This is a genomic window from Paenibacillus sp. NN59, assembly GCF_057597225.1.
This window is the reverse complement of record NZ_CP199678.1, coordinates 1,885,062-1,896,870: the sequence shown is the minus strand read 5'-3', so window position 1 is coordinate 1,896,870 and position 11,809 is coordinate 1,885,062. Positions and strand designations below refer to the sequence as shown.

Genomic DNA, 11,809 nt, shown 5'->3' with positions numbered 1-11,809 from the left:
TAGATATTCTAAGTATACAGGGAACAATGTCGATGCCGCACACCATTTTATACAAAAACCAAAGGCAAATAACCCTGCACAGACAGTACAGGGCAAAAGAGACGTTTATTTATCTTGGATCACAACAACTCTAATAGCGCGAGTGCTACATCACGTGGGGTTTTCAATTGCCCTGTCTCATAAGCATCTCGAAATGCGCCAGACAGTGCAAATTCCTCTGTACTTTTTCCTCTCGCCACAGCCTGCAATTCCGTATCCACCATGCCTGGATCAAAGGCGACGATCTCCACCGGATTAGACTGTGAGGCTTGCTCCATCGCAACACACTGTGTAAACATGTTGATTCCTGCCTTTGATGTACAATAGGTAGCCATCGAAGGAGCGGGATAACTGCCCGATGCGGAACTCACATTAATAATTTTTCGGCGTGCCGTTATATGGTTGGTGTGGTGAATAAAAGATGACGTAAGAATCATCGGTGCGGCTAGGCTAATATTCAGATGGACGCTAATCTCGTCCGCAAGACACTGATCTATGGGTTTCAACGGTTCAAGCATGGCCGCATTATTGATAAGTCCGATATATTCCACAGAAAGAAGCGGAATCTGCTCCAATATGCCCGAGATTACATCGTCGATGCCCTGAATGTCTGTAAGGTCGAACTGGACATGAGTGTACCTTTCGTAGATATTGCCCAAGTCGGATGCTCCGCGTGCTATGCCGTAGACGGAGTCTCCTTTTTCCAAACAAAGTTCTGCAAGCTGTCTACCAATGCCTTTGGATGTACCTGTAATAATAAAGGTTCTGTTACCCAATATGCTCCTCACCTTTCAATTCTCATATCTGCTCTAATGCCGCAGGATTGATATGTATTTCATCTCTAAACTTGTTCATCCTGTACTTCTGGTTTTCTCCACATGGTCACCCACAAAATAGGCAAACCAAAATACGGATCTTCCTGCCCCATCGCTTTCATTGGACGCAGTTCCACACACTCAAACGGGTCCTCCAGTAAATACCGAAGCTTCTCCTCCGTAAAAGCAAGTCCGCCCCGCATTGACTTCTCGCGGTAAACTTCCCAATCGTCCATCACATGCTCCGGGCCGCCTTGATCGCCGAATCCTGGTGCAAAACAGGTCATGCCGAACAACCCTCCAGGCTTCAATGCACGATGAATCATCTCAATGTAAGGAATACGCTGATGCGGTAACAAATGGTGTAGACAGCCCGAATCGTAGACTAGATCATATTGCTGTTCTGGCGCCAGTTCGAACACCGAACGACATTCAAAATGAACATCCAGCTGTTCTTCCGCTGCCCGTTCCTTGGCCCAAGCAATCGCAGTCTCTGACAGATCATAGGCATCAACCTGATAACCGTGTCCCGCTAAATACAATGCATTCCGGCCGGGGCCACATCCCAGCTCCAGTGCTCTGCCACCTCTTAACCGTCCAGCTTCTACATCAGCAACCAGATTCTCGTCTGGCTTGTTTGGAAAAAACGGAATGGGTCTGTCCCGATTCTCATAGAACGGCTCCCAAAATTGCTTGGCCGATCTGAAATCCGCATCGAGCATATCATAGAGATCCTGCACACGTTTTATCGTTTTCTCCAAGGTCCAAATCCCTCCTGTTTTAACGCTTAAAATGGGTACTTCTCCACTATTGTTACCCTGCTGTTCCACTAGCATTTTTGCATGAAATCCTACTCCATTCACTACACTTTATTATAACATTTTTAACCATTCATTCTCTATTTTCCATGTAAAAATTCAGTAGAATATACGTTGTTTTTCCCATACAAAAAGCGAACAACATCGCATGTTGTCCGCTTGAAATTACAGTTATAAGATTACCGGTTTAAAACTATAAATACGTTTCGTTTTAGACCTTGCGCTCCATCACGGCAAAGTAATTTTTCTCATTATCTGCAAAATTAAAGACACGCCCTGTCGGCATCTCTACAATCTCTCCAACCGTTACATGTTTAGCAGACAAATCCGCATATAACCGATCAAGGTCATCGGTGAAAAACATCAACGAAGGTGTGCCCAGATTTACCCCGGCTGACATACGTGCCACGACCTCTTTATCATGCAAAATGATGCTGGTCTGTGAATCTTTCGCAGGAGCGATCTCAATCCACCGCATACCTTCATCAAGAATAACCTCATCCACGATATGGAACCCGGCTACTTCCGTCCAAAAAGCCAGAGATTCATCCTGGTTATTGACGTACAGCATAACTTGGCCTAATTTGCTAAACATGTGCCAACCACTCCTCTAATCAAGTTATCTCGGTATTCCTTCAATCTTAGATTGCCTCAGATTCCAATTGAGTATAACATGCATGTCCTATTTTAAGATAAACATTTTAGAGCAGCTGAATTGACGTTTCATGCCACCTATACGGCGAGGAAAGTTTGCTGTAATTTCTTTTCTATATTCCCAGTCGATCTCGAAGTGAAGTGATCTGGGCAACATGATGTTTGCCATGCCATGCATACAATCCTAGACAATGATCCAGTCTCATCGTTTCTTTGGATGCAGGATGATAGAACTTTTTAGCATAGTCTTCGTCCGTTAGCGCGTATAGCAATGCCGACCAGCGGCGATGTAGTGCATCCAGAAGATGCAGTGAAACCTCCACACCCAGATCCTTGGAATCGCTCAGTTCGGCCCAGCGTTCCTCAAAATACGGGCGAATCGTAGGCGTATCTTCTGTCAAAGCGAGCTTGAAGCGAATCACACTGTTCATATGACTATCTGCCATGTGGTGAATAACCTGTTTCAGCATCCAGCCTCCGTCCCGGTATGGCAGACTTAGCTGCTCTTCATTCAATCCTTCTACCGCTTCTCTCGCACGCTTAGGCAGGTCTGCAATATCTTGAATCCATTGTTGCCTATGAGCCAGCGTTATCTCACCTTCATGTGTGAACTGACCAATTGGATATCTATAGTCCATCTTATTTCCCCCATGATCCCTGTGGATTTGTTTACTGCATATGAACACGACACCACTTACCGGGCTATTTTATAGAGTGTACTCCATCAGCCAGCAATCTCTCATCTGTCCTTCATGCAGTTCATGCTGTGGCAATTGTTTAACCCTTTTAAAACCACATTTCTCGTAACAAGATAACGCACGTTCGTTCCACGCTTGCGGGTCCATAACCACTCTCCGGGCATGTTTCTCCTGAATCAAATACGCTGTCATAGACTTCACCAGTTGTGAGCCGATACCCTTGTTCCAGCAATCCGTTTCCCCGATAAACTGATCGGTCCCATAGATGATCTCACCATTGTCAGCATAACCATATTCCACACGTTCCTCTGTCTCCAGCTCATAGAACTGAATGTATCCGATTGGCCTCCCGTCATACTCTACAATACAACGGGCAGCCTCATCATCCTGATTGTAAAAATGTGCTCTCACAAGCTCCAGATCATGCGGCTGATCCCGGCCTTCGTAATACTGTAGAACCTCCGGGTCAGACAGCCATTGGACTAGCAACTGCTCATCCTCCGTCTGTAGCAGGCGAACTTTCAATTTCCCCACTTGATATACGATATTCATTTCATCCCCTCCCCGAATCCTTACGCTTTTACAGCCTTCCATATATATTTATGCTCTCGAACGGCTATTTTCCCATCAATCGTATGTTCCTTTAATTTGGTTTGCAATTGTTCACGAAACTCAGAGCTTGTGTAATCCGGGTTACCCGGAACGTCTGCAAGGAAGAGAGCAAACTCATTTTCGTCAGGAAAAACCATAAGTGCCTCATGATATTCTTCGATCTCAATCTGCTCGTAAAGGTTACGTTCCAACCGTTCACGAACCTTGGTAACATCCGTATGTATTCCAAACAGCAGGCCTCCCTGAGGGAGAAGTCTTCCGTATTCAATAATGGATGTGGGGCCTCTACGATTATAGATCAAGCCGAATTGTTCATCCTGAAAAGGCAAATCTTCTTTTGTTGTAGCACAGATAAAATCCACATTCTGAATGACACTGGACTCCAAACTCTCCTGCGCTATTTTAATCATCTCTTCCGAGTTATCGAACCCTGTTATATGAGTAGCATGTGCCGCCATTTTAAGAGTAAAGTCACCGTGTCCACAGCCTGCATCAAGGACCGATGTATACGCAGGCAGTAACTGGATCAGCCGCTCTTCGAACATTTCTTCTGTGGACTTCCCCTCCCATATGTACTGTGCCCGAGCTCTGTATCCACCATTACGTCGTGCAATCATATCGTACCACTCCATACTCATAGACATCCTCCTATCTGGAATTTTGATCCTAAAGTAACATTCGGGCGAGACCATACAGATTCCCCTGTTCTTATAAAAATTGAAACGCATCTATTTCATCGTCCGTATTATGCTCGAAATCATAATTCCCCCATAATAATCCATGAATCTGGAGGTTGCTCACATGTCATTTTTCAAAAAAATGCTGGCCAGTGTTGGTGTAGGTGCAGCAAAAGTAAATACGGAGTTACATACAACAGAAGTTATGCCCGGAGGAACTCTTTCGGGAATAGTGTACATTGAGGGCGGAGGTGTGGAGCAGCAGGTTGATCGGATTTATCTATTAATCAAAACGCACTACATTCGGGAAAGTAATGATCGCAAAGTGAAGGAAACGGCTGTTGTAGCCAAATATCTGCTCACCGAGGGGTTCACCCTGCAGCCTGGTACAAAACTGGAAAAGAGCTTTCAATTCGATCTACCGGAAAATTTACCGATTACACTACACCGTGCGGAAGTATGGGTGGAAACGGGACTGGACATCTCTAGCGCAGTAGACCCATCAGATCGAGACCTTATTCATGTTGTGCCTTCCAGGGAGATGGAGATCGTTCTGGATGCCATGGATATGCTGGGATTCAAACTTCGTGAAGTAACTAATGATTATGCCCCAAGGCTCGGTGGCAATCTGCCGTTTGTACAGGAGTTTGAGTTTGTGCCGACCACCAAGTTTCGCGGATATTTGGATGAACTTGAAGTTCTCTTCTATCCAATGGGGAATTCCTTGGAACTGTTGATCCAGATCGACCGTCGTGCACGTGGACTTAGCGGAATGCTCTCCGAAGCCATGGGCACGGATGAGACCTATGTGCGCCTGCAACTGCACGAGAGACATCTGGAGCGTGGTGCACGTTCCGTCGCACAAGGCTTGGAAGAGATTATTTCAGAGCACCTATAGACTACGAACATGCAAAACATCAAGAGAGCAGCCCCCGGCTATGTATCCATCTGATGCCAAGGGCTACTCTCTTTATCTCTTGTTTTTTCCCACAACATAAGAACGAACAACATAGTACGCTATAGCCAAAAGGAATATACCACCAACACTTAGGGTTATCATCAAACCGCTTCCACTTGCCGCATGTCCAAAATCAACTTGCGATGCCGCACCAGACGTTTGTAATGGTGTACCTTGCGGGACATGCTGTAATGTTAAAAACATACCTTGGGCTATTTTCCAAACCACTAACAAAAGTATGAAAATAAAGCTAACGATAATGGTTTCAATCCCCACACGTTTGTTCAGACGCATTCATTTCTCCCCCTTATTCTTATAGAACGAGAAACTGCTCCAGTTGCTGCTTTAATTCATCTTTATGCTCGTCTACATACTGGTACAGCAAATCGAAAACTTCTTCATTATCCGCTTGAAAGCTTAAATGTTGACCTTCCTGCTCTACCTGCTGTAATAACTCATGGATCTGTGTCCCATGTGTCTGCAAACTTGTTGATATGTCGTGTTCGGACAGACGTTCCACGTTCTCTCTGAGTTGTTCTGGCGTGATTCCTTGTTCCTTCAAGAGTTGTTCCACCTTATGCAAAATCATCGCATCTGTCTCATTGCCACTTCGGTTTAACGCTTCGATGACCTCTCTCAGATGCAGGCCGCTGGCATTCTCCAAATAACCGGTCAATCCATTCATGGATAGTTCCGTATCCAGATCAATAATCAGCATAATATCTCGTATTACTACAGGCAGTTCTGAAACTTGTTCCCGAATCGTGGCAAATTCAGCCCGGTACATATCCATCGCAATGCTGCCCACGATTTCTTCACCTGACATCTCTTCGATGCCTGCAGGCGGCATCAACTCCGCCAGTTCTTCCTGTAACTTGTTCATCTCACTTGTCCTCCTGTATCTCTCTATATAGCGTAGTCATGATCTGCGCCGCCACGTCTCTCCATCATACCAGAATATGCTGTATAGAAAAGAAATCGCGCCAAGTTAACATGCATTTGACTCATTGAAAATAATTCGCTGTTATGATCTTGGCATCACAAGTTTAGGGAGGGGTAAGGATGCGTCTAGCCTTGTTCACAGATACTTATCTTCCAGAAACCAATGGTGTCGCAGGAACACTCCATCGTCTAAGCAACCATCTGAATCGCAGAAATATAGAACATCTGCTGTTTACATCCCAATCCATCATGGAAGGAAACGTTGAAGCTCCCGTAAGCTCCGTAATCAATATCCCCTTTTTTCTGTATCCCGAATGCAGAATCGCTTTTCCCAGCAGAGTAACCGCCTATAAACAGCTACAGGAATTTCAGCCTGATCTGCTTCATGTCGCTACACCGTTTAACATGGGGCTACTTGGCCTGAGATATGCACTCAAGTTCCAGCTTCCACACGTCCTCTCTTACCACACCCACTTTGATCGTTATCTCAATTATTACAAGCTTGGAAGTGTCATTCCACTCTACTGGAAGTACATCAAGTGGTTTCATCGCACCTGTGATACTACATTCGTTCCGTCCCAAGACACGATGTACACCTTACAGGCTCAGGGGATTCAGCGGCTCAAGCTCTGGTCTCGCGGTATTGATTGTAACCTCTATTCTCCATGCAAACGAAGCCCCAACATTCGCGAACGGTATCAGATCACCGCACCTCTCATCCTGCTCTACGTTGGACGCATCTCTCCGGAAAAAGATATAGCCACCCTGACAGCCACGATGCAGCAATTGCCCGCAGAACTACAAGCCCATGTTCACTGGATCATTGTCGGTGATGGGCCTGCCCTTCCCAAGATGCAGCAGCAAGCGCCTGCCAATGTTACGTTCACCGGATATTTGCATGGTGATGAGCTTGCATCGATGTATGCATCAGCAGATCTGTTTGTCTTTCCTTCTTGTACAGAGACCTTCGGCAATGTTGTGCTGGAAGCCATGGCCTCGGGTCTTCCCGTACTGGCTGCTAACGCCGGCGGAGTCAAAGACCTCGTCGTACATCAACACAGCGGCATACTTGTTGAGCCGGGTAACGTAGACGCATTTATAAGAGAGATTGGCTTACGAGTCGACTCTTCGGAATTGCTGAAAAAGATGGGACTTGAAGGCCGGAAACTTGCAGAACAGCGTTCCTGGGAGCAGATTTTTGACACCCTGATTGAAGATTACGAAGAGGCCACCCAGCAACGTCATAGACGGAAGATAGGTCAAATCTATACGGCATAAATTTTGCTAGAGCAGGGTTTTCAATTCTCGAAGTTGCTGGATTGTATGTAGCGGTGTTGTCTCAACTATCTCAGGCCAAGGCTGGTTTACCTTCATCCAGATCGTATTCATGCCTGCTTTGGCCGCCCCTTGTATATCATTCAGCGGATGATCCCCGATGTAGAGGCATTGCTCAGGTTCTATACCAAAATGATCAAGGGCTAATTGAAATATACGCGGATCAGGCTTTTTCACACCTGCTTCTTCCGATACAATGATGTGATCATAATCCTCACGAATGCCAAGTTGATCAATCTTTCCATATTGAATATGTGTTTGACCATTGGTGATTAAACCGATTAAATAACGGCCTTTCAAATGCTGTACCACTTCTCTTGCCTCATCCATGAGCACCGAATTTCGCACATACTCCCGGCCGTAGAATGCCATTAGTTCTTCGTGCGGAGGATGTTCTGCCCAAGGTAATTCTTCTAATAATTCGTCGAACAGCCGGGGTTTCTCCTTATAACCATCTTCGTCGAGCTCGATGATCCGCTGCTTTATATGTTCGGTCGATTCCATGTGTCCAAAATACGTGTTGATCAAACTTTGTGTGAAACCCTCAAACGTTCTTGTCCGGTTTAGAATCGTGTTGTCCAAGTCAAAAATGACAGCTTTAATGCGATCCATGAAGTTTGTTCCTCCGTTCTCCTTCAGTTAATTGAGAAGTAGAGACTACTTTTTCTTTTTATGATAATGATAGCCTGTGCACAGACCTTTTTTAATCGATTTTGCGGAGCACTTGTGTCCACCGTTTTTGTCCAATCGACCAGGATGTGCATACGCCGAAGAGGATACACCGATAAGTATAACCAGCGATAAAATGAGTATAAAACCTTTTTTCATATTAAAATTCACCTTTCTTTTGACACCCTATGCTTTAGGGCTTTCTCACTTCACTTCATTTCATTTTACATAAAAATCCACAATATGGATATCCCTTATTCCAACTAAAGTCCCTTTATATAAGCTTATAGTGCCTCAACGCATGAGTTATTCCATCCTCACTCGCTTTCAGCGTGACGCAGTCCGCACTTTGCTTAACACGCTCTCCACCGTTTCCCATAGCGACACCTACGCCCGCATAAGTTAGTAGATCTATATCGTTCTCTCCATCCCCAAAAGCCATCGTATCCTCTCTGCGTATATTTAGGTGAGTTAGAACTTTCTGAGCCGCTACAGATTTACTGACTTCACCCGCTTCTAGCACATTGCAAACGTACGGATGGAATCGTACAAATCGTAAATAAGGAAACTGTTCTTTATATCGGTTTGTCTCCTCCTCATTTGCGTATAAACACATACAGTATATTTCCTTATCGAGCGTCATGATCTGTTCCGCATATTCCATCATTCCAAGTGTCTCTCGAAGAGCAACTATCACATGATGATCCGTCCGACCAGTTCCGTTCATGCCAAAAGACTCCGTAAAGTAGGAAAGTGCATGTCCCTGAGAATCAGCAAAATGACTGAATTCCCTAACCATGGTTGAAGAAAGAATGGATTTATGAATGATTTCACCACGGCAAGTAGCCAAAGCTCCATTAGCTGAAATAACCGTATCTATGCCAAGATGCTTAAACTCTTCACATAGATGATGTGGTCTGCCTGTCACAAGGATGATATGAATTCCTTTTTGGATTAACCTGCAAATGGACTCTTCGGTACACTTGGAGAGACTGCGATCTTGTTCACTAAGCAACGTACCGTCCACATCCAAAAATACAGCTTTTATTACTTTTTTCATTAACCCTCATCCTCTTCTCCTCTACTGCTGGTCGACTGTCGGCGCAAAATGCTTCAGGTCTGATTTCGTTTTACCGCTCTTCTGCGCCTCTTCCGAAATGCGATGGCTAAACTGAATCACATCATTATGTGCAAAATATATATACTCCACATCCGGTTCATCCTTAAACTTCACTACAGCAAGGAAGGGTGGCAGTTTTACGCTCCAGACGCCTTCTACGGATTCAATCTCATCAGGAGAATAATGTTTCTGCTCCGTTAAATATGTTGTGACACGATGTGCATAGATCATTTTGTTGACTTTTACATAGATAAACGGCGTGAGAATCAATACAATGAGCGTAATGCCAATCGTCCATGATACAATCTTTTTAGTTTTACTCATTTTACTTAACGTCCCCTTGTCGTTTCTACCGGATCTGTACCTCGTTGGAACGCCTCATGTACCACATCTGGAATGTGCCAGCCACATCATCCGGTATATCGTGAACATATTGATGCATGACAGGTTTGGCGCGATTTACGGTATGGATGGAAGCCAGCCCTAACTTGCGCTGCAAGGGATGACGAGTAATCTTGATTTCAATGACCTTTTCCCGTTTGGACAGAAACAGCGTCGAAGTCAGCGCACCTGAGCGAAACTGAATGAACTGATCGTTCAGTGCATACCGCGTATGATAAAAATTGATCACCCTACACGTTGTAATCCACACGAACAACAGTAGCGAAATCATCCACCATGTCTGTTCCATGCCGAACAAAACCGGTTTGAAGTATGCTAGCACACCCGTGACGATGATCCATAACCAGTTTGGTTTAAGTAACCGTAACCATAACGCTTTCCGAGGCAGCTTCTGCATTTCCTCCGTCACATGGTAGGAAGGCAGCATTTCTTCAATGATGCGATAGGCCTCCCTCACAGGTAAAAAGGGATATAATGTGTTAACCTCCTGGCTAGCTTCACCCAAACTGCCTGCGGTTGTAAGTTCTACCTCGGCAAGACCTAGCAATCTTTTCATCAGGGACTGTGTAATCTTGACGGCCTGTACACGATCTTTCTGGATCGAGAACGACGTCTTCTCCAGCATGCCCTTTGTAATATAAATTCGCTTGTCATCGGACGTGATCTGAAAATCTCCATATTTCACAAAGGTACGCACAATTCCAAGCCCGACAGATACAAGGATCAAAAGCAGAATGACCAGGCTCGTCACCCACCATGATTCAAGCCAGGTTAACACAAGGCTTTCGGTTACGGTTTCGTCTGGGAAGAAATCCTTCACGGTTGAGTACAAGGAACCCAAGATCGGGATCAACACCAGAAAACTAAGTGAAGTAAACGAAGCTTTGAACACATCTTTGCGCGTAGAACGGTAGTGAACGACGTGTTCGAATGTGCCTTTAATTCCTGTGTCATTGTTATTGGCATTGGCGCTTGAGTCACTGCCTGCTTGTTCTTCAGTTTCGGTATACTGCTCTGCAAGTAGACTTTTCTCATCCTTTGCATCCTGCTCATCATCCATAATTCCTTCAACTGTAGCTTGGTCCTCGGATAAATGACGGGCTACCCGCTTTTCTAACTGTTCTGCTTCAGAAACCGAAACGACCTGTAGCTGAAACGTCGCATCATCACCCTTGATCCCCGTTTCGAAGCGTATAGAGGTTACTCCGAATAAACGATGAACAAAGCTCGTATGTCGGCTCACATTTTGTACTTTCGTATACGGGATCGTTCTGCGGGTTCGACTGAATGCTCCCGTGTAGATATGGAAAGCTTTTTCATCGGCTGAATAACGTGTTGTGAACCATTTCCAGACGATAGAGAACAGTGCGATTGAAATACCAATATAAAAAATCATCCGTGCATAGAAGACCCATGCCTGATCTGATCCTGCACGAAATACGAATAAAAACAGAATAAAGGCAAATGTACTTTTAAGCAGATTACCCAAACTCCACAACAAGCTGAGTGCATGATGCCGTTTCATCTCCGTCATTCATCCACCTCGTTAATCCGGGCATAATCCGCAATCTGGTTACGCAGCGCATATGCCACATCTTCTGGCAAGGCCGGTATATGATGAGATGAACCCATCGTTCCGATGGACACCGAGTATAGTCCGTATTTTCTCATCAATGGCCCCTGATTCGTTGATACGGATTGCACCTTGGCCATCGGAATGACTTGGTGCACCTTGTTCAATGCCCCATGCTTCAATTGCACAAACTCTGCGTTAACGCCATAAAACCAATATCGATACAACAACACGGGCTGCAAAAATATATCCCACACAGCATAACCTGCGGATATAACCGTGACTCCCCATAAAATCCAGCCGATCCACGGCCTCCAATCATAGACGGAGTCCAGTATAAGCAACGCTGCCAACACCACAAAGCCAATGACGTTGTAGAGGATCGCGCTAACTCTCCACAACCTTATGGCATGAGGGGAAAGCTTCTGTTGCGGCGTGCTCCATTCCTCTGTTCCAGTTGTTACTGCCATATCTGTTGTTTCTGACATGTTGTTGTT

16 protein-coding genes are annotated in these 11,809 nt (G+C 45.1%); 2 read left to right on the top strand and 14 right to left on the bottom strand.

What is annotated here, in order from left to right:
- Positions 1–119: 119 nt before the first annotated feature.
- The 6 genes from ACT89M_RS08510 to ACT89M_RS08485 all read right to left on the bottom strand — a co-directional run bounded on the left by ACT89M_RS08510 (position 120) and on the right by ACT89M_RS08485 (position 4,274).
- The gene (locus ACT89M_RS08510) at positions 120–815 is read right to left on the bottom strand and encodes an SDR family NAD(P)-dependent oxidoreductase (RefSeq protein WP_154887005.1); all 696 of its coding nucleotides are present in this window, start codon (positions 813–815) and stop codon (positions 120–122) included.
- A 65-nt stretch (positions 816–880) separates the two neighbouring features.
- A complete protein-coding gene (locus ACT89M_RS08505; protein WP_154887007.1) occupies positions 881–1,615 on the bottom strand; it encodes a class I SAM-dependent methyltransferase in 735 nt (244 codons plus the stop codon).
- Positions 1,616–1,883: 268 nt separating this feature from the next.
- Entirely contained in the window at positions 1,884–2,267 is a 384-nt protein-coding gene (locus ACT89M_RS08500) for a VOC family protein (protein WP_154887009.1), read from the bottom strand.
- Between the two features lie 172 nt (positions 2,268–2,439).
- Entirely contained in the window at positions 2,440–2,964 is a 525-nt protein-coding gene (locus ACT89M_RS08495) for a YfiT family bacillithiol transferase (RefSeq protein ID WP_090922087.1), read from the bottom strand.
- A gap of 69 nt (positions 2,965–3,033) precedes the next feature.
- Entirely contained in the window at positions 3,034–3,576 is a 543-nt protein-coding gene (locus ACT89M_RS08490) for a GNAT family N-acetyltransferase (protein ID WP_154887012.1), read from the bottom strand.
- A 20-nt stretch (positions 3,577–3,596) separates the two neighbouring features.
- Positions 3,597–4,274 (bottom strand): class I SAM-dependent methyltransferase, encoded by a 678-nt coding sequence (locus tag ACT89M_RS08485; RefSeq protein WP_154887013.1) that lies wholly within the window; start codon positions 4,272–4,274, stop codon positions 3,597–3,599.
- Between the two features lie 163 nt (positions 4,275–4,437).
- Between ACT89M_RS08485 and ACT89M_RS08480 the strand changes: the two genes are divergently transcribed.
- A complete protein-coding gene (locus tag ACT89M_RS08480) occupies positions 4,438–5,211 on the top strand; it encodes a sporulation protein (protein ID WP_090922083.1) in 774 nt (257 codons plus the stop codon).
- Positions 5,212–5,283: 72 nt separating this feature from the next.
- Here the strand turns inward: ACT89M_RS08480 and ACT89M_RS08475 are convergent, their stop codons facing one another.
- Together ACT89M_RS08475 and ACT89M_RS08470 are read right to left on the bottom strand one after the other, a co-directional pair.
- Entirely contained in the window at positions 5,284–5,565 is a 282-nt protein-coding gene (locus tag ACT89M_RS08475; protein WP_154887015.1) for a hypothetical protein, read from the bottom strand.
- 19 nt (positions 5,566–5,584) lie between these two features.
- The gene (locus tag ACT89M_RS08470) at positions 5,585–6,154 is read right to left on the bottom strand and encodes a DMP19 family protein (protein ID WP_154887017.1); all 570 of its coding nucleotides are present in this window, start codon (positions 6,152–6,154) and stop codon (positions 5,585–5,587) included.
- A gap of 179 nt (positions 6,155–6,333) precedes the next feature.
- Here ACT89M_RS08470 and ACT89M_RS08465 point away from each other — a divergent pair, with 179 nt between their 5' ends.
- The gene (locus tag ACT89M_RS08465; protein WP_154887019.1) at positions 6,334–7,491 is read left to right on the top strand and encodes a glycosyltransferase family 4 protein; all 1,158 of its coding nucleotides are present in this window, start codon (positions 6,334–6,336) and stop codon (positions 7,489–7,491) included.
- Between the two features lie 6 nt (positions 7,492–7,497).
- On the opposite strand, the gene ACT89M_RS08460 is transcribed toward ACT89M_RS08465, so the two are convergent.
- The 6 genes from ACT89M_RS08460 to ACT89M_RS08435 form a co-directional block, all read right to left on the bottom strand.
- On the bottom strand, positions 7,498–8,160 hold the full coding sequence (locus ACT89M_RS08460) for an HAD family hydrolase (protein ID WP_253495968.1): 663 nt from the start codon (positions 8,158–8,160) through the stop codon (positions 7,498–7,500).
- Positions 8,161–8,205: 45 nt separating this feature from the next.
- Positions 8,206–8,376: a YHYH domain-containing protein gene (locus ACT89M_RS08455; RefSeq protein ID WP_154887023.1), complete on the bottom strand. Its 171-nt coding sequence runs from the start codon at positions 8,374–8,376 to the stop codon at positions 8,206–8,208.
- A 115-nt stretch (positions 8,377–8,491) separates the two neighbouring features.
- Positions 8,492–9,277, bottom strand: coding sequence for a Cof-type HAD-IIB family hydrolase (locus ACT89M_RS08450; RefSeq protein ID WP_308722151.1), 786 nt, complete (start codon positions 9,275–9,277; stop codon positions 8,492–8,494).
- A gap of 21 nt (positions 9,278–9,298) precedes the next feature.
- The gene (locus ACT89M_RS08445) at positions 9,299–9,661 is read right to left on the bottom strand and encodes a DUF3139 domain-containing protein (RefSeq protein ID WP_154887027.1); all 363 of its coding nucleotides are present in this window, start codon (positions 9,659–9,661) and stop codon (positions 9,299–9,301) included.
- Positions 9,662–9,686: 25 nt separating this feature from the next.
- Positions 9,687–11,273, bottom strand: coding sequence for a PH domain-containing protein (locus ACT89M_RS08440; protein WP_308722152.1), 1,587 nt, complete (start codon positions 11,271–11,273; stop codon positions 9,687–9,689).
- Positions 11,270–11,800 carry a PH domain-containing protein gene (locus tag ACT89M_RS08435; RefSeq protein ID WP_253495975.1) on the bottom strand — a complete coding sequence of 177 codons (531 nt, stop codon included), beginning with the start codon at positions 11,798–11,800 and terminating at the stop codon, positions 11,270–11,272. The genes ACT89M_RS08440 and ACT89M_RS08435 overlap by 4 nt, the downstream gene beginning before the upstream one ends.
- Between the last annotated feature and the right edge of the window lie 9 nt (positions 11,801–11,809).